The following is a 25,636-nucleotide window of genomic DNA, read 5'->3' as shown; positions in this document are numbered from 1 at the left end:
GCGTGACGGTTCATTGCAGTTCCAGTTCGTCGAGGAGTGCATCGATCGCGCTCGCGGCGTCCTCTCCGGCGCCCGCATCGCGCTCGGCCAGCGCGCGATCTATCGCCGCAGCACAGCGTTCCAGTGTGCGTTCGTCGAATAGCGTGCGCAGCGGCAGGATCAGCGTCCAATGCAGGTTGGCCTGTGCGTTGGCTTGCGTCGCGAGCAGCGAGTGACCGCCAAGGGTGAAGAAGTCGTCGTCGTGGCCGACCGCCTCGAGACGCAGCACACGCTTCCAGATCGCGGCGAGTTCGCGTTCGGTATCGGTTTGCAGGGACGCCGCCGCGCCCTCGTCGGAGGAAAGGCCGCGAACCGGTGCGGGCAGCGCATGGCGATCGCACTTACCGTTCGGTGTCACCGGCAGCGCGTCAATTTCGATCAACTGCGCGGGCACCATGTACGCGGGCAACTGCGCGCGCAAAACATCGAGCAAGGCATGCGTGTCGATCGTGTTGTCCACGCCTCGCGCGACGTAGCCGACCAATTGCTCATCTCGTACGATTACCACCGCGTCGTGTACGCCTTGCTCCGCACGCAGCAAAGCTTCGATTTCACCTGGCTCGATGCGTTGACCACGCAGCTTTACTTGCGTATCGATACGGCCGAGATAATCGAGCGCACCGTCTGCGCGACGACGTGCGAGGTCGCCAGTCCGATAAAGACGTGCGCCTTCAATGAACGGATCGGGAACGAAACGCTCCGCGCTCAGCGCGGCACGGCCGAGATAGCCGCGCGCGAGTCCCACGCCCCCCAGGTAGAGTTCGCCGACCGCACCTTGCGGCAAAGCTTGCAGCGCTGTATCGAGCACATGCAGTTGCAGGTTCGCAATCGGATAACCGATCGGCACGGACACAGCGTTTGCATCAGCTGCATCGCAGGTCCAGTGCGAAACATCGATAGCGGCTTCGGTCGGGCCGTACAGGTTATAGAGCTGCGCGTTCGGCAAATGCTGTGCGACGCGCGCCACCAGTTCCGGTGCGAGCGCTTCGCCACTTGCCACGATCCGCTCGATGCTTGCGCAGCGAGTCGCAGCTTTGAAATCTTCCAGATAGGCAACGAACGCGGCGAGCATCGACGGCACGAAATGCAGTGTCGTGACGCGATGCGTTTCGATTGCCGCGACCAGACGCGCCGGATCGCGATGATCTCCCGGCGCCGCAATCGCGAGTTTCGCGCCGACGGCAAGCGGCCAGACGAACTCCCATACCGATACGTCGAAGCCGAACGGCGTCTTGTGCAGCACGACGTCTTCAGCGCCCAGCCGATAGGCGTCCTGCATCCACGCAATCCGGTTCGCGAGCGCGCGATGCGTATTGCCCGCGCCTTTCGGCTTGCCGGTCGAACCCGATGTGTAGATCAGATAGGCGAGTTGTTCAGGCGCGACGTCCACCGGTGCGGCAAGCGTGGTCCCCGTGCTGAGTAATTGGTCGACTGTCAGAATCTTGACGCCGATGCTTTCGACCGCGGCGATAACACGCTCACGGAGATGTGGTTGCGTTAGCACGACTGCCGGGTTCGCGTCGTTGAGGAGATAGGCGATACGTTCAGCCGGGTAGTCGGGATCGACAGGCAGGTAGGCCGCGCCCGCTTTCAGCACGCCAATCAGCGCGACCACCATGTCGAACGACCGCTCGACGCATAACGCGACCGCCGTATCCGGCCGGACGCCCGCTTCGATGAGCGCGGCCGCGACCCGATTGGCGTTCGCATCGAGCGCACCGTAGGTCATCTGCTGCATGCGTCCTTGCGGATCGATGAATTCGAGCGCGATTGCGTCGGGGCGCGCGATAGCGGCCAGCTCGAACTGGCGGTGCAATGGTTGTTGCTCCGCTTGCGGCCAAAATTGTGTGGTTGCGTTGGCGTTCGCCAGCGTGACGAGATCGTCCGCGGTCGCAATCGAGATCGTGCCTAGCGGTGCGTGCGGATCGGCGATCAAACCGGCCATGCATGCGGCAAACGCGCGATGCAAAGCGGCCACGCGTGCTTCGTCGACTTGTGCGGCGTCGTAGCCATAGTCAATCGTGAGCGTCGCGCCGGCTTCGATCACCAGGGTGAGCGCGAAATCGGTTGCTTCGATATTGCGCAGATCACGCAGCTTGAGCGCGCGTTCGTCGCGTCCTTGCCAGGCTTCGTCGACCGGATAGTTTTCGAATACGACCAGCGTGTCGAACAGCGCGCCGCCACCTTGTCCGGCCCATTGCTGGATTTCGTAGAGCGGCGTGTGCGCGTGCTCCGCAGCAGCGGCGTTGTCGCGCTGCAATTCTTGTAACCACGATGACGCGCGGCGTTGCGGCAACGGCGCAGTAATGACCGGCAGCGTGTTGATAAAGAGGCCCAGCACGGTGTCTGCATCGGGTAGCGCGTCGGGCCGTCCTGCCACGGTCGCGCCGAATGCGACGGCGGTGTGATGCGTCATCCGCTGCAGAGCGAGCGCCCAGGCGCCCTGCACCATCGTGTTGACGGTGACTTTCAGACGGCGCGCAGTTTCAGTGAGACGTATCGTGGTATCGGCATCGAAGGATTCACGGCACGTGAGATGTTGCGTCACACGCGGGCCTTCCGATGCGTGATCGCGATCATGTTCGCGCTCACGGTCGGCGATCAGCGTCGGCTCATCGATTAGCGCAAGACGTTGCATCCAGAACGCGCGTTCGCCCTCAACATCGCGCGCCGCGAGCCATGCGATGAAATCGCGGTAGCGTGTTTTGGCCGGCGCGGCGAATGGCTGCGGACGCCGCGGCTCGATATAGTCGCGCAGCACGTCGGCGAAGAAACGCGCCGTGCTCCAGCCGTCGAGCAACAGGTGGTGACGGGTCCAGACGAGGCGCCATGCGTCATCCGTGACGCGGATCAGCGCGACACGCATCAAAGGCGGCGAGGTCAGATCGAAACCGCGCGCGCGGTCGTCCGTGAGCCAGGTTTCAAATTCGGCGAGCGCACCTTCACCTCGATTGCGCCAATCGAGAATCTCGACCGGCATGCGCGCCTGGCGATGCACAATCTGCATCGGCGTGGCTTCGTTCGGCGTGAAACCAGTGCGAAGGATGTCGTGGCGCGGCACCGCGCCCTCGAACGCAGCGCGCAAGCGCTCGACATCCGGCTCGATCAACGTCGCGACCAGTTGATTCACATACGTCGATTGCTCGGGCGCGAACAGCGAGTGAAACAGAATGCCGTGCTGCATTGGCGAGAGCGGGTAGATGTCGTCGATGGTGCGCAGATCGAGCGGCAGGCGCTCCAATGCGGCCTGCGTGAGGCCGCCAATACGCGCGAGCGGATAGTCGCCAGGTGTTGCACCGCCACCGTGTTGCGTGAGACGCGCCGCGCATGCGACGGTCAACCCGGCCAGCGCGGTTTCGAAACGCTGCGCGAGCGCACCGATAGTCGCGCGCTCGAACTGCGTCGCGCCGTATACCCAATGGATTTTCAGCGTGCGTGTGGTGTCGCCGTCGATATACGCGTGAATCGCCAGCGCGTTGCCGATCGGACCCGCCGGATCGCGCTCGCGGCCCGCGCCGCCGAAACGCGGCACCAAAGCAGCCTCACGCGGTGCGTCGAACTGGCCGAGGTAGTTGAAGGTGGCATGGGGTCGCGGCACTGCGGCGAGCATCGCGCGCGTCGTCGCGTCACCGTAATGACGCAACACGCCGAAACCGAGCCCCTTGTTCGGCACCGCGCGCAGCGTGTCCTTGATCGCGCCGAGTGTCGCAGCCGGTGTGCTTTCGACGGTGAACTGCACCGGATAGTGGCTCGTCAACCAGCCGAGGGTGCGGCTCGCATCGGCGTCGTCGAACAACGCCTCGCGGCCATGGCCTTCGAGTTCGATGCGGCAACGAGACATGCCGAGCGACTGCGCCAGCGCCGCGATCAGTAGCTCGATCATCTGCGTGCGGTAGGCCGCGTTTGCCTCCGTCAATGCGGCGCGCGTCAGATCGGCGTCGATCGTCTGAATCACGGTTTGCGCGTCCGCGTTAGTCGCCGTGGCTTGCGGATGGTCGAGCGGCAGGTCGTCGTAGGGTGCCGTGAGCGCGGCCCAATAAGGCACTTCGGCGGCAAATGGCGAGTTTGTGACGTCGAGCGCCGCGCGAGCCAGCCGTGCCGCCCATTCCTGCGCGCTCGTGCCCGTCGACGCAAGACGTACCGTGCGGCGCTCGCGCGCTGCGCGATAGGCCGCGTCGAGATCGTCCAGCAACACGCGCCACGAGACGCCGTCGACGATCAGATGATGAAGCGCCAGATAAAGCTTCGTCGTCCCATCAGGCAACAGCGCGGCGAGCGCGCAGACAAGTGGGCCTTGCGTCAGATCGAGCGTGCCCTGCAACGCGTCGAATTGAGCGAGCGCATCGCTTTCGTCACGTGCGGAGGCAACTGCGAACGGTAGTACCTCGAACGCCTGCGCGGCGAATGTGATCTGCCATTCGCGGCTGGGACCACTCGGGGCGAAACGGTGACGGAAAATCTCGTGATGCGTCAGCAGTGTTTCGAACGCGCGGGCGAAGGCATCGGAGTCGAACGGCACCTCGGTATCGAGTTCGATCGATTGGTTCCAGTGATCGCGCTGCGGAATGTCCAGCGCGAAGAAGCGTAGTTGTGCGGGAGTAAGGGTCGTGACCTGTTCGTACGCTGACGGCGACACCTGTACTTGAGATGCTGGTGACAGGGAATGCGCTTTCGACGCAGCAGCTGCGGCTATGTCCACCGTAGTTGCAACACGTGCAAGTTGCGCCAACGTCGGCGCGTCGAACAACTGCTTCGGTGTAAAGCGCACACCGCGTTTGCGCGAGCGCGCGATCACCTGCAACACCAGAATCGAATCGCCGCCCAGTTCGAAGAAGTTGTCGTCGCGGCCCACGCGTTCGGCTTTGAGCACCTCCTTCCAGACGGCGGCAAGTGCTTCTTCCGTTGCCCCTTGCGGCGCATCGCCTTCAGAAACGGACGGCGTCGGCGTGGCGGCAAGCGCGCGCAACGCTGCCCGATCGACTTTGCCGTTCGCGGTCACAGGCAACGCGGCTACGACCAGCAGCACAGCCGGCACCATGTAATCCGGCAGGCGCGCGCTCAACGCCGCGTGTAACGCCGGTTCGTCGAGACGCGCACCGTTGGACGAAGCAACGAACGATGCCAGGCGCAAACGCCCTTCATGCTCCACGGCAAGCGTCTCCGCCTGAGCAACGCCCTCGAGCGCACGCAGTGCGGAACTCACCTCGCCGGGTTCGACGCGATAGCCGCGAATCTTCACCTGATCGTCGAGCCGTCCAAGAAAATCCAGCCGACGGTCGGTGCGCAGCCGCACGCGGTCGCCCGTCCGATAGAGACGCTCGCCCAGCGCAAACGGATGCGGTATGAAGCGCTCGGCGGTTGCCGCGGCACGGTTCAGATAGCCACGTGCGAGGCCTGGGCCACCCAGATACAGCTCGCCAATCCCACCGGGCGGTACGCTCGCGCCGTGGTTGTCGAGCACACACGCATAGGCGTTTGGCAGCGGCAGGCCAAGTGGCACGGATTGTGTGACATCGCTCGCTTGTCTGGAATGAACATTCAGTAAGCGTGGTGCAGTTTGTGCCTGCGCAGACGTATCGAAAGTCAACGCGCCGACTGTCGCTTCCGTCGGGCCGTAGTGATTGATGACACGGCAAGTCGGCTTAAGCGCCGCGATCCGTTCGACAAGCGACCACGGCAGCGTCTCGCCGCCCATGACCAGCGCGTGCGCGGGCAGCACGTCGGCCGCTTGCTGCGCATCGAGCAGCGCATGCAGATGGCTCGGCACGATCTTCAATACCCCGACGTCGCGTGTGCGCATCTCGTGAGCAAAGCGATCGGGATCGAACGCGCATTGAGCCGGCAGCAGATGCAGCGTGCGGCCCGAACAAAGCGCACCGAATAGCGTCGTATGACCGAGGTCGGCGCCGACGGTAGAGACCATCGCCATCGATGCGTCAGCTGCAAAGGCAAGTTCGTCCAGCATGCCGACGACGTAATCGGCTAGCGCGCGATGCGAGACTACGACGCCCTTGGGCGCGCCGGTCGATCCTGATGTGAAGATCAGATAGGCGGCCTGGTCGGGCAGCGGTGCCGGCGGGGAGGCGTTGGCGGTACGGTTGGCGTTGGTATCGGTGTCAGCCGCCGCACTGGCCTCCGCGCTGACGGCTGACTCCGCTTTCGCGTTGCCGCTCACATGCGCAGTAGCGTCGGCATTCGCGCCCAAACTCGATGAACACTGTGCGAGCGAGTCGATATCGAGTGTCTTTGCAGCGCCCACTGCATGGGTGACTTGCCCGCCCTCTGCGGTCAGCACCCATTGCGCGCCACAGGCATCCACGGCAGCCACCAACCGCTCGTGCGGCGCAGCCGGATCGAGCGGCACCGCGTAGGCGCCTGACTTCATCACACCAAGCAGCGCAACCGCGAAACGCACCGAACGCTCGATGCTTACCGCAACCGGCTGCTCTGCGCCTACGTTGCGTTGCTGCAAGGCGAGCGCAATACGCCGCGATGCGTCATCGAGTTCAGCGAACGTGAGCTGCGTGTCGGCGTCAGCAAGCGCGACGCGGTGCGGCGTTTCACTCGCGTAACGTGCGAAAAGCGCAAGCACGCTATTCGCCTCAGGCTGAAGCGCCCGCCCCTGTCGCGCGGCGCTATATCCAGCCCCATCCGAGCAATCGAGTTCTGCAATCGCGCGTTGCGGATCCCGCACTGCGTCGGCGACCAGCGCGGCATAGCTGTTGAGCCATGCCTGCGCGGTCGCCTCATCGAGGCCGTCGAGCGCATACGCGATCACCAGTTCAATGCCACGCGGATCGTCAGTGAAATCGAGTGCAAGATCGAAGCGGGCGGCGAGATCGAGCCCCGGCGACATCCGCACGGACGCGCCCGGCAATTCAGCCGTCAACTGCAGATCGAACTGCTGCGCGAATTTGACCTTGAGCCATTCTTCGCCACGCCGCACCGGCGGCTTGATGGCGTCGAGCACCTGATCGAACGGCACGTCCTGATGCGCGAAGGCATCGAACGCCGAACGGCGCACGCCGTCGAGCAGCGCGGCGAACGATTGGCCTGGCGCGACACGCGCGCGCAAAGCAAGTGTGTTGAGGAACAGGCCGACCAGTGGCGCGGTTTCCGCGCGCTGCCGATGCGCAATCGGCGCGGCGACCACGATGTCGGTTGCGCCGGTCAGTCGATAGAGCCAGGCGTCGAACGCAGCCAGCAGCACGGTGAAGGGCGATGCCTGTGCACGCCGTGCGGTTTCACGCACCGCGGCGGAGATTGCTTGCGGCAGCCGCAATGCGAGCCTGCCGCCGCGAAAGTCGCGTTGCGGCAAGCGCGCGCGGTCGAGCGGCAATGCGAGCGGTTCGGGCGCAGCGCGCAATGCATCGCGCCAATATGCGAGTTGCCGTTCGCCTTCGCCTGCTGCGAGCCAATCGCGCTGCCATTGCGCATAGTCGGCGTATTGGACCGGCAACGCGAGCAACTGCGGCGTGCGTCCCGTCGCGAACGCCGTGTAGGCCGTTTGCAGTTCATCGAAGGCGCAGCGCGAGCTCCAGCCGTCGCTGATCGCGTGATGGGTCGTCAAGAGGAAGCGTTGCGCATTGTTGCTCAGCGTGATGAGCGTGGCGCGCACTAGCGGGCCATTCGATAGATCGAACGCTGCGCCGACGTGTTGCTCCGTCAACTCCGCGAGCCGCGACACTCGCTCGTCCTCAATGTGGGTGTGCAGATCGATTTCGGCAATCCGCACTGGCAACGCTGCATGAATGCGCTGCATGACGATGCCGTCGTCGGTTTCGACGAGCGTGGTGCGCCAGGTCTGTTGACGTTCGATCAGGCAATCGAGCGCGCGTTGCAGTGTGCCGAGGTCGAGCGCGCCTTGCACGTCCCATTGCACGGCGACGTGATACGCCGACCCGGCGTCCTGAGTTTGCGCGAGGACCCAGAAACGCTGCTGCGCAAACGAGGCGGCACGGTCAGCGAACGCGGCCGTTGTAGGCTGTAGCACGGTGATCTGCTGGTGCCGGTTCGTAGCCGATTCCGCTTCGCTGGTATCGATCAGCGCCGCGAGAGTCGCGAGTGGCTGATCGTCGAACAATGCATCGAGCCGTAGATTCACGCGCCATTCAATCCGGATCGCTGCCTGCAATTGCATCGCCGCGAGCGAATCACCGCCGCGTGCAAAGAACCGGTCCGTGCGGCCGATCGGTGCGGGATCGTTCAGGAGCGTTTGCCAGATATCCGCAAGGCGCTGCTCGATAACGGTTTCGGGCGCGGCAAAATCGGCTGCGGCAGCTACCGGCAGTGCCATCACTACATCGCGCAGTGCAGCCCGATCGAGCTTTCCGTTCAGCGTATAAGGCAGACTTGCGAAGCGGGCGAAGCGATGCGGCAGCCACGCTTGCGGCAAATGCGCGGCGAGATGCGCCTGCAATGTGGCGTCGCTGAGTGCTTCTCTCAGCACTACACAGGCGATCAGTTGCGTCCTGCCGCCCGGTGTCTCAGCCAGCACAGCCGCATCGGCGATCGCCGGATGCGTCAGCAGGCAAGCCGCGATCTCACCGGGTTCCACACGAACGCCGCGCACTTGCACCTGATCGTCGATGCGGCCGAGATAGTCGAAGGATCCATCCCTGCGTTCGCGCGCGAGATCGCCAGTGCGATAGATCCGTTCGCCAGGTTCGCCGTTGGCGTCCGGTAAAAAACGTTCCGCAGTGAGCGCCGCGCGGCCATGATAGCCACGCGCGAGGCAGACACCGCCGAGCAGCAGTTCGCCAGCCTCACCGCGCTGCGCTGTGCCTTCGATACGGGCCACCCGGCGCCCGATCGGCCAGCCGATCGGCAACGACGCGTAGCCGTTTCCCGCTTCGAGCGCTGGCGTCGTATTCGGGTCGACCGGCCACAGCATTGGCGAAATCACCGCCTCGGTCGGTCCATAGCCGTTGACCAGCCTGATCGACGGGAACACGCGGCGAATCTCATCGAAGCTGTCCTGCGACATCGCTTCGCCGCCGAACAGCAGCACGCGCAGCGAAGGCGGCACGCCGAGGCGCTCGCAAACGTTCGCGAACTCGCGCAGATAAGCAGGCGGCAGCGTGGTGTTGGTCACACCTTCGCGCAGCATGAAGGAATGCGTGGCTTCCGGCGGAAACGGCGGCGGATCGCTGATCACCACACTGCCGCCCACTGCGAGCGGCACCAGCCATGCTTCGATCGAGACGTCGAAATTCACCGAGGCGAAATGCAGCACGCGATCGGTGCTGTCGATCGGCAACGATTCAGCAAGCGCGTCGCCGTGCGCGGCAAGCGGCCCGTGTTCGACGGCCACCGCTTTCGGCGTACCGGTCGAGCCGGATGTGTAGATCATGTAGGCAGCCGCGCGCGGATGCGCCGGCTCGTCATCGCCATCGAAACGCGCCACGTCGGCCCCTGTAGCAACGTCTGCCAAAGCATCGTTTGCGACGTCGAAACACTGCGCGAAACGCGCGCGCATTGCCGCATCGGCGGAAGCATCGACAATGCCGTGAGCGAGACCCGCGTCCTGCACGATCCAATCGAGGCGCGCCGCCGGATGACGTGGATCGAGCGCGACGAACACGCCACCCGCCTTCAGTACGGCGAGCAGTGCAACGAACAGATCGCACGACCGCGCGACACACACGCCAACGCGCACCTCAGTCGTGACGCCTGCCTCCCTCAGTTGTGCGGCCAGCCGAGCCGCACGGCTATCCAGCTCGCCGCGCGTCAGCCGCACGGTACGCGGCGTGAACGACGCCAGCGCGGGCGCATCGGGTTCGATACGCGCCAAAGCGCGGATTCGGTGGTGCAATGCAATCGGGAAGCTCGTCATGGGCGTGAAATCCGTTAGAACTGGCCGCGTCGGCCAAGTCGCAGGCCGCAATGGGCCGCTTCATTGGTGTGACGATCCGCGCTTGCAAATCTTTACCGCCGCTTTCTATTTATTCGGACTGCATCGTTTTAATTCAGCACGCGGCGATAGACGGTAAATGTTTGCAGCGGCCATTCGTCTATCAGGCGAGGGGCGTGTCTTTGCGCCCCGTTGATTTGCCGCCCGTATGCGCTGCATTTCACCGATCCATTGCGACCCACTGCGACCCATTGCCGATGACCGCTGCCAACGAGCGCTACGACGCGCCGCCCTCGCCTTCTCCCTCAACCACTGCTAACGCACCCGGCAAACCGGCCATGCGTCTGATCGTGGCGTTGCTCAAGCGCTCGCGTGGCGCCTTTGCGATCGCGCTCACCGCCTGCGTGCTGAACGGCATCGCGAGCGTGCTGCTCGTCGCGACCCTGAGCCGCGCGCTGTCGCAACCAGGCGCCGCCGACATGTCGCTTGCGATGCGTTTTGCGCTATGCGCGGTGATTGCGCTCGTCACGCGCGTCATAACCGGCGTGCTGTTCGCGCGACTCTCGCAGGACACGATGGCGCAGTTGCGCGAACATGTCGCGCGGCGCGTCGCCGAGGCGGAACTGCGCGACGTCGAACGGATCGGCGCGGCGCCCGTGCAGTCGGTACTGACCGACGACGCCACCAACGTGTCGATGCTGTTCTTCGCGCTGCCCAATCTCGTGATGCACGGCTCGATCGTGTTCGGCTGCCTCGGCTATCTGGCGTGGCTCTCCTGGCCGGTCTGCCTGCTCGCGGTCGCCGCGATCCTGGTCGGCTCGTTCGGCTATCACGCGGGCGACAAACGGGCCATCGCCTCGCTCGAAGCCGCCGGCCGCTCGCAGGACAAACTGTTCGGCTATCTCGGCGCGCTGTTCACGGGCGCGAAGGAACTGAAGCTGCACCAGGCCCGCTCGCGGCAATTCGTCGACGGTCAGCTCGGTTCGGCGATCGACGAAGTGCGCGACCACCGGCGCCAGGCGTTCAGCGCCTACGCGGTCGGAGTCGGCTGGATCGTGTTCCTGTTCTACGTGTTTCTGGGCGTCGCCGCCTTCTGGCCGGCGCTGGGCGTGCACGCCGATGCGCCGTCCGCGTCGGGCTACGTGGTGGTGTTTCTGTTCATGCTGCTGCCGCTGGACGGCTTGCTGAACAACGTGCCGACACTGAATGCCGCGCGCGTGTCGCTCGATCGCATCGAAAAAGTGATGAGCGAGTTCGGCGCGCTGCGCACCGCGCCGCCGCCGGATGAAAATGCGTCACACACGCCGTACCAGACCCTCACATTGCGCGACGTCACCCACTCGTATTTCCATGAGCGCGACGAGCGGATGTTCCGCGTCGGGCCGGTCAATCTGACTTTCAGGCCCGGCGAACTGGTGTTCATCGTCGGCGGCAACGGCAGCGGGAAGACGACGCTCGCAAAGGTGCTCACGGGTCTGTACGAACCGGAGGACGGCACAATCGAACTGGACGGCAAGCCGGTCGGTTTCGCCGAACGTGCCGCGTACCGGCAGCGGTTCACTGCCGTGTTCAACGACTTCCATCTGTTCGACGCGTTGCTGGGTATCGTCGATCCGAACGCCGCATCGCGCGCGCAGGCCGACGCCCGCGCAAATGCACTGGTTGCGAAGCTGGCGCTCGACCACAAGGTGCAGGTGGTGAACGGCGCGTTCTCGACACGCGCGCTTTCCACCGGTCAGCGCAAACGGCTGGCACTGGTCGTCGCCTATCTGGAAGACCGGCCGTTCTATCTGTTCGACGAATGGGCCGCGGATCAGGACCCGCAGTTCAAGGCGGTGTTCTATGAACAACTGCTGCCGGAATTGCGCTCACGCGGCAAGACGGTGCTGGTGATCAGCCACGACGATCGCTACTTCCATCTCGCGGATCGCGTGTTGAAGCTGGATAACGGCAGTATCGTCAGCGAGACTTATGGCGCGGCGCAGGAGGTGGAGAATGATGCCATTGCTAACGGCACAATGGGATGAATTGAGTTGAGTGAAATCCGCGCTGAGCGTGTCTGGTCGAACGCTCAGCGCATAGCGATACAGACGAAGCCAGTCGAGTAACGCCTCGACGTTTTCAACCGCCTACTCGCTGACGGACGGCGCCGGCAGAGAAAGCAGTGTTTCCGTCATCGTATCGGCCATCCGCAGCGCGGACATCGGGCCGCCAAATCCCCAGATATTCCGCTCGACGAGACCCACGCGCCCCGCGCTGCGAGCAGGCACGAAGCGCCAGATCGGCGAATCGAGTTTGGTCGCGAGCGGTACACCGGGTTCGGTTGCGCTGACGAACAATACCGTGAGGTTCGGCTTCTTCAACAGATCCTCCGACGTTACATAAGACGTACCTTCACGGGTCGGTTCGGCAGGCCACAAGTCGAGGCCAAGCGCGTGGGCAACACCGGCCGCCGTGCTGTTGCCGGTAAATGCCCAGTAACGGTCAGGCAATCCCAGCTCCTGCAGCCACGCTACCTGTTCGCCCCGGCGACCGGCTTGCGCGAGGCGTTGTGCGTCGCGTGCAAAACCCGCGTCGACCGTGGCCTCGACCGCGCGTGCCACCTCCTCCCGTCCCGTCAGGCAGCCGATGGTGCGGAGAATTTTTCGGCCCCAATCGAGTTGGGTCACGCGAGCACCGTCTTCCGTGAAGTTCGGACCGTACTTGAATAGCACAGTGGGGGCGATTCGTTCGAGCGCCGCGAAGATCGGCGCATGGCGCAGGCCGACGCCGAGGATCAGATCCGGCTTGGCGGCTGCAATCGCCTCGAGACTCGGCTCCTGGCGTGTGCCGATGTCCGCTACCGAGGCAAGGCGTGCATCGTCATAACCGATCCACACCGGGTAGTACGCGGGATCGGCCATGCCGACCGGCGTGATGCCGAGCGCCGCCAGATCTTCGGCAAACATGAATTCGAGCACGACGATGCGTTTCGGGCGCACGGGCAACGAGGGGCTGGCTTGCGAGACGCTCGGGTTGTCGTCGAGTGATGTGCAGGTTTGCTGCGCGCGACCTGGATTGATTGCATCGGTTTCGTTAGCAGCACGGCGAGCGCGAGTCGCCGCTGTTGCATCGCCAACGCCGCTCTGAGCGAAAGCATTGGAGTGAGTGAGCAGCGCGACCGCCATCGCGGTGGTTGCACAAACTCGCTTGAGCCGGTGCACTTTCCTTGCGCGGTTCGTCAATGCGAAGCGGCCTGCAAGGCGATTTCCGCATCGCTCATCGTCAACAGCAAGGGGCAGCGTCCACACAGTTGCGTCTCTCCAGGAATTTCATAACGTACGCAGCACACTCGCCGTGCGCTAAATGGGTTCGGCAAGCTCGCGGCACGCGGTGTGGCTTGCCGTACCGGTGTGCGCAGAGGATTGGCCTCGCCATCGGAGGCGAGCGGGCCGAAGAGCCAGGCGGCATCTGCGGTTAAATCGACCTGAGGCGCGCATTGTTCGAACAGGTAATCGAGCAGGTTGCCGGCGTTGCTCCACAAGACGCGCGGTGCGATTTTCGTCATCGCACTGAGTGTCTCAATCACCGTGCCTAGATGATCGACGAGTGGCGCGTACCGGCGTGCAGGATCGATTGCACGTGGTTGCAATGCGTCTCGCGAGAAATAAAGCGCGACAGGCAGGCCGCGCCGCAGCACGACATGGGTCTTTGCCGGCGACATATCGAGCGGACGGCTCAACAACGCCGCAACCACAAAACCGGCGGAAGCCGCGAAACCGAAGTAGTACTTGCTCCATTGCGAGAGCAGCGCACGTGCGTGGGTTTCGCGCTCACCGCCATAGAGCTTGACCATGGCATCGAGAAAATCGGCACGGTAGGCCGCTAATTCCGTTATGGCAATGACGACTGGCTTGCCGGTTTCGTCCTCGGCTAATGAGGATTCGTCGGTCGCGTCGGGCGTGCCGAGCCACACGTGCTCCAGATAATGCGCGATCGACTCCGGTGCGAAGTCAGCAAAACATTGCGCGTACGCGTTGTGGCTGCTTGCGACCGCCGATGCATGATCTCGTTGTCCCATCACCGTGTGCCCCGCTTCTCGCGCCGGGCCTCTACGATCAACAACGCGAGCAGATAAGGCGCGCCGATCAACGCTGTCAGCACACCCGCAGGAATTTCGCGCGGCGCCAGCAGCGTGCGTGCCGCGATATCAGCGACCACCAACACCAGTGCACCGCATGCCGCGGCAAGCCAAAGACGCGTGCGATGCGCACGCGCCCCCAGCATCGACGCAAGATGCGGCGCCATCAAGCCGATAAAGCCTACCGGCCCGACCGCCGCCACCGCCGCGCACGCAGCCAGCGTCGCCACGGTCAGCACCAGAGGACGCAGCACACCGATCGGTAAGCCGAGCGCGGCCGCCTGGTCGTCACCGAGCGCGAGCAGATCGAGCGGCCGCGCGAGCAGCGCAAACACGGGTACCGCCAACACGCACCATGGCAGCAGCGTCGTCACTTCGCCCCAACTGCGCCCGTAGGTGCCGCCGACCAGCCACACCACGAAACGCGCGGGTTGCACGCTTTGCTGCGTGATAAGCCATTGGGACAGCGTGGTCCAGAGCGTGCCGATGACGATGCCTGTCAGCGCAACAGCGAGTGGCGCATAGCGATGCCGGCGATTGAGCAGCAAAGTGAGCGCCAGCGTCACGCCGCCACCCGCGAGCGAGGCAACGGCCAGCGTCGAATGTCCTGCGAGCGGCCACGCGACGAGCGCCGCGAGCGTCGCAAGGCCCGCGCCTTGCGTCACGCCTAGCACTTCCGGCCCGGCAAGCGGATTGCGCACGATGCTCTGCATCAGCACCCCGCTTGCCGCCAGCAAGGCACCGGCCAGCAACGCACAGATGAGCCGCGGCAGACGCAAATCGAGCAGCGTGTGCGCGAGCTCGTCGCGCTGATCGAACACGGCTAACCAGCGATGCGCGCCGATCATGGTCGGGCCGAACGACGCGCCTGCGCAGACGATCAGGATGCCGGATATCGTCAGTACGGTTGCCGTCAGTGGCCATGGCCACGCATCGAGCATCCGCACAAAGCGCGTCCCGCCGCGTACGGCGGGCCGGTCCTGGCCGGCATGCAACGCGCCCGACCACGCCGCGCCGCTGCGAATCATCGCCAGCATCAGCGGCGTGCCGACGAAAGCGATCGCCACGCCGGTCGAGAGGGTCGCGTCGAGATCGAGCGCCTGCACCGCGCTATCGGTGAACAGCACGAGCGCGCCGCCCACCAACGCTGACAAGGGCACGAGCACGGTCAGCCGCGAAGCCTTCGCGCCGCGCGCCTGCCGCAACAGATTCGGTGCGATCAAGCCCACATACGACAGCGGTCCCGCTACGCTCACCGCAACGCTAGCGAAACCGACCGCCACGACCATCGCCGCGAGCCGCGTCGCGTCGACGCGTACACCCGCCGACGCGGCAGCGTCGTCGCCGAGCGCGAGCGGGTCGAGCGGATGAATCACGAATGGCAACGCGATGAGCGGCAACACGAGCCAGGCGGCGGCAATCTTCAGACCCGCGGCGCCCGGTTGATAAAGACTGCCGCTCGCCCACAGCGACACGCCGACGATGCTTTGCTCGAAGAACGCGAGAATCAGCGTGGTGAGCGCGGAGAACAGCAGCATGCAGACACTGCCGGCGAGCACCAGCCGCAACGGCGTAGCGCGCCAGCCGCCTGCGGCTGCGGCCACGCACGCGGCGGCAGCGAGGCCGCAAACGAACAGCAGTGGCACCGACGCCACGCCCGCCAGCGACGGCACCAGCATTGCAGCCAGCAAGCCGAGTTGCGCCCCGCCGGTGATGCCGAGCAGATCGGGCGACGCTAGCGGATTGCGCGTCAATGACTGGAACAACGTACCGGCGACAGCGAGGCAGCCGCCCGCGATCAACGCCGCCAGGATGCGCGGCACGCTCAGGTCGAACAGCAGGATGCCGGCGAGTTGCGCGGCGTCGCTGCCCGCGGGCGCGGCGAGCCATGCGCGAAAGCCGGGGGCGAGGCGCAAGGCGGCCACCACGACAATCAACGCGACGAGCGCGCCACTGATCATCCCTGCACGGTTTTTCACGGGCGCACGCCAGCCCTCGATGGCAGATTCGCGACGACGCAGGCGTTTGCGCGCGGCAAGCGTCGTCATGCGGCCAGGTCCTTGCTCGTGGATGCGGAGGCGCTCAATGTCTCCTCGTTGAATTCAGCGCCGGCTATGTCAAAGGCATTGCCCTCGTAGGCCGGCACGCACATCGGCGCGCCCGTCTGCGGGTGCGCGATCTTGAGCATCGGCACACTGAAGGTTTCGTTCAGATGACGCGGGTCGAGCATCGCATCGGGAGACCCATGGGCGATGATGCGGCCCGCGCGCATCAGCACGATTTCGTCGCTATAGGCCGCCGCCTGATTCAGATCGTGCAGCACCCAGACGATGGTCAGGCCGCGTTCGCGATTCAGGCGCCGCAACTCACGCAGGATGTCCAGTTGATGGTGAATATCGAGGTACGTGGTCGGTTCGTCGAGCAACACGATCGGCGCCTGCTGCGCGAGCGCCATCGCGATCCATGCTCGCTGGCGCTCGCCGCCTGAGAGCGCGGCGACATCGCGCGCGGCGTCGGCGGCGAGTCCGCTGGTGACGAGCGCTTCGTCGATGGCTGCGTGGTCCGCGTGCGACAGTCCGCGCAGCCAGCCACCGTAGGCATAGCGGCCGTACGCTACCAACTCGCGTACGGTCAATCCGGAAGGAATCTGGTTGAATTGCGCGAGCATCGTCAGCGTGCGCGCCAATGCGCGTCGCCGGTATGAAGCGAGCGGCTTGCCGTCGACTTCAACGCTACCGGACAGTGCCGGTTGCAACCCGGCGAGTGTGCGCAACAAGGTGCTTTTTCCGCAGCCGTTCGGTCCGCACAATGCGGTGACGCGGCCAGCCGCGATCGTCAGGTTCAGACCGTGGAGCACGACATGATCGCGGTAGCCGACCGTGAGTGTTTGCGCCGCGAGTGCCACGCCCTGCGTTTTCGTCATTGCGCGGCCATCCGCTGGTCGCCTTCGCTTCGATCCGCACCCGTGCCTGAAACTTTGCCTATATCCGCGCCTGTGCCTTTGCTGCGGCCTTCGCTATAGCTCTGCGCCATCGCCACGACCACCTTGCGCGGTCCGTCGAACGGATCGCGCGCGTGCGCCGTCAACATGTTGTCGAGCATCAGCACGTCGCCCGTCAGCCATGGAAACACAATGCGCTGCTGATCGAGCACGCCGCGGATCTCCGCGAGCGCATCCGCTTCGAGCGGCTCGCCGTCGCCGTAATAGACGTTGCGCGGCACGTTTTCAAGTCCGACCGAATCGATCAACGCTTCCTGCATGTCTTCATCGAGCGACGAAAGGTGGAACAGATTCGCCTGGTTGAACCAGACCATCTCGCCGGTGCGCGGATGGCGCGCTACCGCCTGACAACGCTCGCGCGTGCGCAACAGCAGTTCGCCGTCTTCACTGTCGCGCCATTCGCAATCGATGCCACGCGTGCGGCAAATCCGCTCGACCACACTCGGGTCGTCCGAACCGAAAGCCTGTTCCCACGGCAGATCGAGCCCTTGCCCGAAGTTGCGTACATATAGCAGCTCGCGCTTTGCAAAGCGTGCGACGAGCGCCGGGTCGAGTGCGCGATAAATCGCGCGACTGTCGGCAATCGGCGTCGCGCCGCCGGAACGCGCGGCGAGCGCACAGTGGAACCAGATGCGCAGCGGCCACTCGCGCGTGTACGACTGCTCGTTGTGCAGCGGAATCGAGCGATGCGGCGGATATTCCGTCGACGTGTACACCGCACCTTCCACCTGACTGCGCGGCGTCGAGGCGAATTCATAGCCGATCAGCGGATGCCCGAACGAACCGGCGAAGCTTTGGAAGGCATCGATCGAGGCCACGCGAAAGCCGGTGAACAGCACGCCGCCGGCCCGCTCGAGCGTGTCGTCGGCGATCGCATGCAGCAGCGCCGCGGCCTCTTCCAGTGAAATCTCCGCGCCCGCGCGCGGCGAGACGACAGTCGGCAGCCCAGGCACGATCGATAAGTCGGCGAGCGTGGGCAACGGCATCGAAAGCATGGTCATGCGAATTCCTCTTGCAGAAGCGACGTGGCCCGGCGCTGATCCGGGCCGGCCCGATTACGATGCACTCGCCTTCGAGGCGGCCTCGTCCATATGACGACGCAAGCTGGCCGGACGCATGTCGGTCCACACAGCGTCGATATGCGCGAGGCAGGTGGCTTTCGCGCCGCTCACGCCTACTTCGCGCCAGCCGGCCGGCACGGCGCGGAAGGTCGGCCAGATCGAGTACTGCTCTTCGTCATTGATGACGACCGTATAGACGAGATCGTCCGACTCGCCCGCTGCGGCGGAAGGGGTTTGCTGTGCTTGCGTCATGATGAATGGCTCAGTCGATGAATGGTCAGGATGCCTCATCAGATTGCCGATGAGGCTACCCCGGAACAGCGGCGGGCGCATCTCGCTCGCCCATCGCCTCTACTCAATTGACGTTTGATGCGCGCGCTTTTTTACCGCCGGCGGGCGCGGCCGCTGCAGAACGCGGGACCGGCCTCGCCGCGATTGCAGGCGTCGAGGCAGTCGGCGCAATGTTTTTCGGCATCGCGCACCATGAAATGCACCAGCGTTTGCGAGACGTCGAGCGCGCGCGCCGTGCTTTGCAGCGTTTCCTCGCGCAAGCGCACCATCTCGAACGCCGCGCGGCTGCGCGGCGGCAGTTGCTCGAGTGCGTTGTAGACGTGCCGCAGCGTGTCGCGCACGAGCAGCGCCGCTTCGGGCGAAGGCTCCGGCGAAGGCACATGCAGGCCGTCGTCTTCATCAGCGTGATACGTGTTTTCGAGGCTCTGGCGGCGGAAAGCATCGATCGACGCATTGCGCACCATGCGAGTCACGTAGGCCACGGGTTGCCGCACGGCATCCTGATCCGGGAAGTCGATCAGTTTGATGAAGACGTCGTGCACCACGTCCTCCGCGAGACTCGCGCAGCCCACGAAGCCGCGCGCCAGATTGACGAGCATCGGCCGGTTGGCGATCAGCACGTCGAGCAGCGTGCCCTTCTTCCAATCGACCGACCGGGCGTGACCGTGCGCCTGCCGCCGACCCGGAGGACAGGCGACGCCGGCGCTGAGAACCGACATCGGTATCGCTGTTGAAGGCTCCCGCCGGATGAGCACCTCAGTCATAGATTCGCTCCGCATTTCTCAAGGAAGAGCGCCAATCTAACGTAAACGCGAATCATTCTCAATCAAGATTTGGAATAGCCTTACAGTTTCGATAGGTTTGTCTGGTGAATTGCGGCGCTCCAGTCGGACCGACGAAAATGGCGCTCTGAGGGCGCTGCCCGGTGGTCCGCACTCAGTAGTCAACAAGTCGTCAATCAGTTTGGTCCGCTATGAATGACACGCTCCGAATCTGGTACAACTGATGTCTGCGCCGATGCGCTCGCATCTGTCCGCGCAAGACCGCAAGGCATTGCCGCCAATCGTCGCATCGGGCTTCGCCTGCAACAGAGGTGAAGTGCTCGACGAGTTGAAGAACGGCGCCGTCGCGGTATCCACCAGCGACACCGAATTGTGGAATCTGAATCCTGAACGTTGAAGGTCCCATCTTGTTGGAGTAATCGATGGCTAGTGCTTATCTGCAGGTAATCGCGCATTATTTCGCCAAACCCGGCAACGGCGACGCGATTGTGAAGCCCCTCACGGAACTCGCCGCGGCGACCCGCGCGGAGCCCAAAAATCTCTACTACGAATTCTTCCGTTCGCCGGTCGATGCCGATCATTTTGTGATTCTCGAACAGTACAGCGACGCCGATGGCCTTGCGGTGCATCGCGAAACGCCGCATTTCCAAAGACTCGGCTTCGGCACCATCATTCCGCTGCTCGACCGGCGCGAAGTCACGAGCCACATGGTGTCTGGGGACGCAGCATGATGAACGCATTTCGGTTTCAAACAGTACCGACCATGGTCGTCGAGTTTGGTGCCGCGCGCCGTCTCGGCGCTTTGTTGCGCGCGCAATTTCCCTCACTCACACGCCTGTGCGTGGTGACCGATGGCTTTCTTCACAAGAGCGGGCTGCTGAATCCGGCGCTCGCCGATCTCGCGTCGCATGGCTGGAATGCCACCGTGATCGACGACGTGATTGCCGATCCGCCCGAGCACATCGTGCTCGAGGCTACGTCGCGTGCGCGCGAGGCCGGCGCAGAAATCGTGCTGGGACTCGGCGGCGGTTCGTCGATGGACGTGGCGAAGCTGATCGCCGTGCTGGCTCCGCAGGATCAGCAAGCGCTCAGCGACATGTACGGAGTGAACAAGGTCACGGTGTCACGCTTGCCGCTCGTGCAGATGCCGACCACCGCGGGCACCGGCTCCGAAGTCACGGCCGTATCGATCGTGACGGTGGGCGAGGCGAAGAAAATGGGCGTGGTCGCGCCGCAACTGGTCGCCGATCTGGCAATCCTCGACGCGGAACTCACGCTCGGGCTGCCTGCTGCCGCGACCGCGGCCACCGGCGTCGACGCGATGGTTCACGCAATCGAAGCGTACACGTCCGCGCATCTGAAGAACCCGGTGTCCGACATGCTGGCGGTGAAGGCGCTCGACCTCCTGTCACGTAATCTGTTGCCCGCTTGCGAGAACGGCCAGAACCGCGAGGCGCGCGAAGCAATGCTGCTCGGCGCGGCCTTCGCCGGTCAGGCGTTCGCCAATTCGCCCGTGGCCGCGGTGCATGCGCTCGCGTATCCGATCGGCGGCATTTATCACGTCCCGCACGGTCTTTCGAATGCGCTTGTGCTGCCGCATGTGTTGCGGTTCAACGCCGAGGCAGCGGCGCACCTGTACGCGGAACTCGCGGACGTGATCGTGCCGGGTATGACGGGCAGCGCTGAGAGCAAGACGCTGGCATTGATCGAACGGCTCGAACAGATGATTGCCGCGACCGCGATTCCAGCCCGGTTGCGCGACGTCGGCATCGAACGTAGCGGGCTCGAACGGATGGCGAGCGACGCGATGTTGCAAACGCGTCTTCTGGTGAATAACCCCCGGCCTGTTACCGAAGCCGATGCGTTGGCGATCTATAGCGCTGCGTTTTAATCGGCACGGGGGACAGTGAGGAGGGCAGGAGTCGCCGCGATGGTTGGCGGCGGCTCCGCGCCGTTACGCCCACCGGACACGTTACGTAGCATGCGTATGGAACACGGCTTAGCCAGCTTAAGCAGAATCGCGTTTTCCTAGCAATAAATTCTTCACATGATCATATTTTCAATCATATATGCGTTCAATTATTGACATTAAGCTGTAAGCCACGTCTGGCGCGCAATTTGCAGTGTTAAGCCCCGCCAATAGTCGTTCAACGGGGACATCATGCAAAAATTCATCGGTCGGACAGCCATTGCTGTCGCGACGTCTACATTACTCGTGCTCTACGGTTGCGGAACCAGCAATCTCAGACTTCCCAATAGCGGGCTTGGCGGGGGCGGGCTCGGCGGAACTTCGGGTGGTTCGGGCTCCAGCTCCGGCGCTAGCAGTTCCGGTGCTTCCAGCGGCTCAGGTACCTCAGGCACCTCTGGCACCAGCAGCTCGGGCACCTCCGGTTCGAGCAGCTCGGGCACTTCCAGCTCCAGCAGCTCAGGCACTTCCAGCTCTAGCAGCTCAGGCACTTCCAGCTCTAGCAGCTCGGGTACCTCGAGCAGTTCCAGCAGCTCGGGCACTTCCAGCAGCTCCAGCAGCTCGGGCACCTCCAGCAGCTCCAGCAGCTCCAGCAGTTCAGGTACCTCCAGCAGCTCCAGCAGTTCGGGCACCTCCAGCTCCAGCTCCGGTACCTCCGGCACCTCCTCCACCCCGATCGGCACCGTCGTCACGCAGGGCGGCAACCTCATCACTGCCGTCGGCACGACCGTCGCCGATACGGGGTCCAAGATCACCGGCACCTCAATCCCGGGCGTCAACGGCGCAACGACATCGAATCTCGGCGCTGCAGTCACCGATCTCGGCAACGGCGTCAAGGTGCTCGGCAACGGCACGGTCGCGGGTCTCGGCACGCTGGGCAGCTCGACCAATCCGCTTGGCCCGACCCTGACCTCCACGTCGGGTGTCGTCGCCGATGCAGGCGCGGCCGTTACGGCGGTCGGCGGCGTGGCGACGAGTCTCGGAACCGGACCTCTCGCGCCGCTCGCAGCTGTCACGTCGCCCTTGGGTACGGCTGTCGGCGGTGTGGGCAACGGCGTCATCAAAGTTGGCGCGGGATTGAACTCGGCGCTGACCAGCGCGCCGGTTCAACAGGTCGAAACGCAACTGAGCACGGTCATCAACCCGATCACACTGATGGTCTCGAATACAACGCAGACCATCGGCAACACCACGGGCCTCGGCGCGCCGCTCAACAACCTTCTGAGCACGATCGGCAACGGACTCGATTCGGCCGGTCAGAAAGTGTCCGGGGCGACTGGCGATCAGGTGGGTAAAGATATCGGCGGCGTAGTGAGCCAGCTGGGCAAGACAGTCACGAGTACGGGCGGCCTGCTGACGGGCGCGACGACCAACCCGTTGGCACCGATCGCCGGCCTGGTCGGCCCGCTTGGCGGATCGAGCGGATCGGGTGGATCCGGCGGCGGCATCGGCATCCCGCCGCTGACCGGCCTGATCGGCAATCTCGGTTCGCTCGGTGGGACCGGTAGCACCGGCAGCCCGCTCGCGCCGATCACCGGACTTCTCGGCAGCCTGGGTTCGCTTGGTGGCACGTCCAGCGCCGGCGGTCCGCTCGCGCCGGTCACCGGCCTCGTCACGACACTGACCTCGACACTGAGCGGCGCCGCGGGCCAAAGCTCACCACTCGCCCCCGTCACGGGTCTCGTTACCACGTTGAGCTCGACCGCGAGCGGCGCGGCTGGCAAGACCTCGCCGCTCACACCGGTCACCGGCCTTGTGACCGGCCTGACCGGCAGTGCGGGTAGCGGTTCGACCAGCACGAATCCGCTGGCGCCGGTAACGAACCTTGTCACCGGTTTGCTTGGCGGTGTCGCCGGTAAATAAGCAGTCATTCGACCAGCGGCCGGGACTTCAAAAATCAAAAACCCGGCCGCTATCTATGTCATGAATACGAGGATGACATGAACTCCACTCTGGATAACGTCGCGCACGTGGAAGAGCAGCGGCCACGTTCGGCGACGCCATTTTCCGTAGGCCTGCTTGGTATCGTTGCCGGCCTTCTGACACTCTGGCTGCTACGCGACAGTACCGCGCTCGACGGCGCGGGCCGCAGTACCGCCGCCTGTCTCGCGATCATTGCGACGATTACCCTATACGAGCTGTTTGTCGCACGCGTGTATCTACGCCCAAGCGCGGGACTTACCGGCCAGGCGGTTCGGCCGCTCAGTGTCGCGCGTGTGGGTTTGCGCCTTGCCGCGCTGGCTTCCGTGTATGCCGGCATCGGTCTGCTCTACTGGCTGTTGCCCGAGTATCACGGCACGTTCTATAACCCCTTCTGGTCTCTGATCCGTACGCTCGCACCGTATCTGATCGTGGCCGCGCCGCTTTACTTTGCGTGGATGGACAGGCGTCAGCGCGAAGTCGACGATGCCTATATGTTGTGGGGCCGCCTTGTGTTTTGCGGGCAACGCCCAGCCAACTGGAAGCCCGTGCGTGAAATGCTGGCCGGATGGATGGTGAAAGCGTTCTTCCTGCCGCTGATGATCACCTATCTTTCCACCGATGCGGACCATATCGGCGCATCGCTTGCGACCGCCATGAACGCGCCGTTCTCGCTCGCGACGTTCAGGTTCATGTATGACCTGTCCTTCACGATGGACCTGATGTTCGGCACCGTAGGTTATCTGTGCACACTGCGCATTCTCGATACCCACGTGCGCAGCGCGGAGCCGACCGCGCTCGGCTGGCTAGTTGCGCTTGTCTGTTATCAGCCGTTCTGGTCTGTGATTTCGAATCAGTACATGCACTACCAGGGCACGATGTTCTGGGACAACTGGCTGACGTCCATGCCCATTGTCCGAATCATCTGGGGCGCCGTGATTATCGCCCTGGTCTTCAGCTACGCGCTTTCCACCATCGCGTTCGGATTGCGGTTTTCGAACTTGACCAATCGCGGCATCGTCACCTCGGGCCCTTATCGCTTCACGAAGCATCCCGCCTACATCACAAAGAATCTTTCGTTCTGGATGGTCTCGGTGCCGTTCGTCGAACCGTTGGGCTGGCAAGTCGCGCTCACGCACTGCGTCGCGCTGGCGGGCGTGAATCTGCTGTACTTCATGCGCGCCAAAACCGAGGAACGGCATCTGATGAACGATCCCGACTATCGTGCTTACGCTGAATGGATCGCGAGGAATGGGCTGTTCGCCAGAATCGCGCGCGCGTTTCGATAAGGTGTTTATTCTACGAACGCAGTAGAGCGCATTTTTTGCATCGCAGCATTATTCAATGACGCGATAAGTGGGATCGGCATTTTTTACCACTGACAATCAGTTGCCGTCAGACGCAGACGAAAGCGTCATGACTGCCAATCTTCAATGAGCACCGGATACTCAGTTCAACGACGTCGCGAACGGGACGTTACGTAACGTCGCGTGCCGTAGTCACGATTCGCGGCTTAGCGCCAGCGCATTGGCCAGCCCTGCCTTCGGGCGTGATAGCAGGAAGCCTTGTACCAGCGCGTCCGGCCATGAGCTCAACCATTGCAACTGTTCTTTGGTCTCCACGCCGTTCACCACAATCTGCACGTCGAGCGAATGGAGCAGATCCAGTAACGCCGATATCACCATGCACGCACGAGGATCACGCGGAACCGCAGCCATCAGGTCAGGCGCGATCGTGACGGTGTCTACGTCGAGTGCACCGAGCAGCGCGAGCGAAGACGCGCCATTGCCCCACTTGCCCAGCGAGATGCCGGCTCCTGCAGACCGAAGGCCGGAGGTCAAGGTACGCAAAGACAGCAGACGTGCCGCGTCAGCGCTATCGGGCACTTCGATTACCAGCAGATTAGGCGGCACGCCATACGAGCGCGCGATGCGCGTGAGGTCGTCGGCAAAGGATTCGAGCACGGCCACTTGCGCCGGCACCGTGATCGCAATTGGCTGAAGCGCAGCCGTCGACGAGGGGCAATCGCGCAACTCTCTGCACACGCCGTCGATAACGAACAGCGCCATTTCCATTGCGACCTGCGGGTGCTCGAGCGGCATCATGAAAATGCCAGGAAGCAACAGGCCGTAGTCGGGATGCGTCCATCGCACTTGCGCTTCGAGGCGCGCTGGCGCGCCACCTGCCGCGCGATAAGCGCCTTGAAACACGAGATGAAACTCGCCCGCGCGCAAGCCTTCGCTGACGCGGTCTTCGAGTTCGCTCAGCGCCATGGAATCATCGCGCGAGTCGTCCCAATCGGTCTGCTCGACGCAAGCGGTGCGCGTGCCGAATGTAGTTGCTGTAGTTGCGAGCGATACAGACTTTCTATAGTCGAGCGTTAGCATGGCATAAGCGATTTATTTAACCTCGCTAACGTATGCACGTGTCATGCCAAGTAACGCGTTCGCTGTGCAATCAAACGGCGAGACTCGCTAATGTCCCTGTTGAATAAGGGTTTGCTGCGCGATAGTCAAACCTGGCGAAACGTAATTTTTCATCCCCGAACGTTTCCATGAACGCGGATGTTACGTAGCGTTCCGTCTCAACGTTACGGTACATCT

The 25,636-nt window shown here is 63.7% G+C and carries 15 protein-coding genes and 1 pseudogene; 6 read left to right on the top strand and 10 right to left on the bottom strand.

Features of this window, described 5'->3' with window-relative positions; all coding sequences use genetic code 11:
* Positions 1 to 10: 10 nt before the first annotated feature.
* Positions 11 to 9,874 carry a non-ribosomal peptide synthetase gene (locus tag KHO31_RS20230; protein ID WP_211624011.1) on the bottom strand — a complete coding sequence of 3,288 codons (9,864 nt, stop codon included), beginning with the start codon at positions 9,872 to 9,874 and terminating at the stop codon, positions 11 to 13.
* A gap of 275 nt (positions 9,875 to 10,149) precedes the next feature.
* On the opposite strand from KHO31_RS20230, the gene KHO31_RS20225 reads away from it, so the two are divergent.
* Positions 10,150 to 11,919: a cyclic peptide export ABC transporter gene (locus tag KHO31_RS20225; RefSeq protein WP_201084945.1), complete on the top strand. Its 1,770-nt coding sequence runs from the start codon at positions 10,150 to 10,152 to the stop codon at positions 11,917 to 11,919.
* A gap of 102 nt (positions 11,920 to 12,021) precedes the next feature.
* Here the strand turns inward: KHO31_RS20225 and KHO31_RS20220 are convergent, their stop codons facing one another.
* The 7 genes from KHO31_RS20220 to KHO31_RS20190 all read right to left on the bottom strand — a co-directional run bounded on the left by KHO31_RS20220 (position 12,022) and on the right by KHO31_RS20190 (position 19,129).
* Positions 12,022 to 13,059, bottom strand: a complete 1,038-nt coding sequence (locus KHO31_RS20220) for an ABC transporter substrate-binding protein (RefSeq protein WP_201074085.1) — start codon at positions 13,057 to 13,059, stop codon at positions 12,022 to 12,024.
* Between the two features lie 53 nt (positions 13,060 to 13,112).
* A complete protein-coding gene (gene fhuF / locus KHO31_RS20215) occupies positions 13,113 to 13,952 on the bottom strand; it encodes a siderophore-iron reductase FhuF (RefSeq protein ID WP_201074083.1) in 840 nt (279 codons plus the stop codon).
* The gene (gene fhuB, locus KHO31_RS20210; protein WP_211624009.1) at positions 13,952 to 16,060 is read right to left on the bottom strand and encodes a Fe(3+)-hydroxamate ABC transporter permease FhuB; all 2,109 of its coding nucleotides are present in this window, start codon (positions 16,058 to 16,060) and stop codon (positions 13,952 to 13,954) included. Before fhuB ends, fhuF begins: the two co-directional genes overlap by 1 nt.
* Positions 16,057 to 16,935: an ABC transporter ATP-binding protein gene (locus KHO31_RS20205; protein WP_211624007.1), complete on the bottom strand. Its 879-nt coding sequence runs from the start codon at positions 16,933 to 16,935 to the stop codon at positions 16,057 to 16,059. Before KHO31_RS20205 ends, fhuB begins: the two co-directional genes overlap by 4 nt.
* Positions 16,932 to 18,014, bottom strand: coding sequence for a TauD/TfdA family dioxygenase (locus KHO31_RS20200; RefSeq protein WP_236071349.1), 1,083 nt, complete (start codon positions 18,012 to 18,014; stop codon positions 16,932 to 16,934). The genes KHO31_RS20205 and KHO31_RS20200 overlap by 4 nt, the downstream gene beginning before the upstream one ends.
* A 54-nt stretch (positions 18,015 to 18,068) precedes the next feature.
* Positions 18,069 to 18,326, bottom strand: a complete 258-nt coding sequence (locus KHO31_RS20195) for an MbtH family protein (protein WP_201074077.1) — start codon at positions 18,324 to 18,326, stop codon at positions 18,069 to 18,071.
* A gap of 131 nt (positions 18,327 to 18,457) precedes the next feature.
* On the bottom strand, positions 18,458 to 19,129 hold the full coding sequence (locus KHO31_RS20190; protein WP_236071348.1) for an RNA polymerase factor sigma-70: 672 nt from the start codon (positions 19,127 to 19,129) through the stop codon (positions 18,458 to 18,460).
* Positions 19,130 to 19,352: 223 nt separating this feature from the next.
* On the opposite strand from KHO31_RS20190, the pseudogene KHO31_RS20185 reads away from it, so the two are divergent.
* The 3 genes and pseudogenes from KHO31_RS20185 to KHO31_RS20175 all read left to right on the top strand — a co-directional run.
* A pseudogene (locus tag KHO31_RS20185) lies at positions 19,353 to 19,544 on the top strand (glycerol-3-phosphate responsive antiterminator); the annotation flags it as partial.
* Positions 19,545 to 19,569: 25 nt separating this feature from the next.
* Complete coding sequence (locus KHO31_RS20180) at positions 19,570 to 19,878, top strand: putative quinol monooxygenase (RefSeq protein ID WP_201084941.1); 309 nt, start codon at positions 19,570 to 19,572, stop codon at positions 19,876 to 19,878.
* Positions 19,878 to 21,038, top strand: coding sequence for an iron-containing alcohol dehydrogenase (locus KHO31_RS20175; RefSeq protein WP_201085000.1), 1,161 nt, complete (start codon positions 19,878 to 19,880; stop codon positions 21,036 to 21,038). Before KHO31_RS20180 ends, KHO31_RS20175 begins: the two co-directional genes overlap by 1 nt.
* Before the next feature lie 329 nt (positions 21,039 to 21,367).
* Here KHO31_RS20175 and KHO31_RS39855 read toward each other — a convergent pair whose 3' ends face one another.
* A complete protein-coding gene (locus tag KHO31_RS39855) occupies positions 21,368 to 21,928 on the bottom strand; it encodes a hypothetical protein (RefSeq protein ID WP_328822730.1) in 561 nt (186 codons plus the stop codon).
* Between KHO31_RS39855 and KHO31_RS20170 the strand changes: the two genes are divergently transcribed.
* Complete coding sequence (locus KHO31_RS20170; protein WP_328822729.1) at positions 21,822 to 22,976, top strand: collagen-like triple helix repeat-containing protein; 1,155 nt, start codon at positions 21,822 to 21,824, stop codon at positions 22,974 to 22,976. The genes KHO31_RS39855 and KHO31_RS20170 overlap by 107 nt on opposite strands.
* A gap of 77 nt (positions 22,977 to 23,053) precedes the next feature.
* Positions 23,054 to 24,322: an isoprenylcysteine carboxylmethyltransferase family protein gene (locus tag KHO31_RS20165; RefSeq protein ID WP_201074069.1), complete on the top strand. Its 1,269-nt coding sequence runs from the start codon at positions 23,054 to 23,056 to the stop codon at positions 24,320 to 24,322.
* A gap of 210 nt (positions 24,323 to 24,532) precedes the next feature.
* Here KHO31_RS20165 and KHO31_RS20160 read toward each other — a convergent pair whose 3' ends face one another.
* Positions 24,533 to 25,420 (bottom strand): EAL domain-containing protein, encoded by an 888-nt coding sequence (locus KHO31_RS20160; RefSeq protein WP_211624003.1) that lies wholly within the window; start codon positions 25,418 to 25,420, stop codon positions 24,533 to 24,535.
* Between the last annotated feature and the right edge of the window lie 216 nt (positions 25,421 to 25,636).

This window comes from Paraburkholderia domus (assembly GCF_905220705.1).
Taxonomy (GTDB): Bacteria; Pseudomonadota; Gammaproteobacteria; order Burkholderiales; family Burkholderiaceae; genus Paraburkholderia; species Paraburkholderia domus.
The sequence above is the reverse complement of the archived record's forward strand: the minus strand, read 5'-3'. Positions and strand labels throughout refer to the sequence as shown.

Bases quoted from the DNA above. Each gene is read 5' to 3' on its own strand.
- KHO31_RS20230 (WP_211624011.1), bottom strand. From the start codon at position 9,874: ATGACGAGCTTCCCGATTGCATTGCACCACCGAATCCGCGCTTTGGCG.
- KHO31_RS20225 (WP_201084945.1), top strand. From the start codon at position 10,150: ATGACCGCTGCCAACGAGCGCTACGACGCGCCGCCCTCGCCTTCTCCC.
- KHO31_RS20220 (WP_201074085.1), bottom strand. From the start codon at position 13,059: ATGGCGGTCGCGCTGCTCACTCACTCCAATGCTTTCGCTCAGAGCGGC.
- fhuF (WP_201074083.1), bottom strand. From the start codon at position 13,952: ATGGGACAACGAGATCATGCATCGGCGGTCGCAAGCAGCCACAACGCG.
- fhuB (WP_211624009.1), bottom strand. From the start codon at position 16,060: ATGACGACGCTTGCCGCGCGCAAACGCCTGCGTCGTCGCGAATCTGCC.
- KHO31_RS20205 (WP_211624007.1), bottom strand. From the start codon at position 16,935: ATGACGAAAACGCAGGGCGTGGCACTCGCGGCGCAAACACTCACGGTC.
- KHO31_RS20200 (WP_236071349.1), bottom strand. From the start codon at position 18,014: ATGACCATGCTTTCGATGCCGTTGCCCACGCTCGCCGACTTATCGATC.
- KHO31_RS20195 (WP_201074077.1), bottom strand. From the start codon at position 18,326: ATGACGCAAGCACAGCAAACCCCTTCCGCCGCAGCGGGCGAGTCGGAC.
- KHO31_RS20190 (WP_236071348.1), bottom strand. From the start codon at position 19,129: ATGACTGAGGTGCTCATCCGGCGGGAGCCTTCAACAGCGATACCGATG.
- KHO31_RS20180 (WP_201084941.1), top strand. From the start codon at position 19,570: ATGGCTAGTGCTTATCTGCAGGTAATCGCGCATTATTTCGCCAAACCC.
- KHO31_RS20175 (WP_201085000.1), top strand. From the start codon at position 19,878: ATGAACGCATTTCGGTTTCAAACAGTACCGACCATGGTCGTCGAGTTT.
- KHO31_RS20165 (WP_201074069.1), top strand. From the start codon at position 23,054: ATGAACTCCACTCTGGATAACGTCGCGCACGTGGAAGAGCAGCGGCCA.
- KHO31_RS20160 (WP_211624003.1), bottom strand. From the start codon at position 25,420: ATGCTAACGCTCGACTATAGAAAGTCTGTATCGCTCGCAACTACAGCA.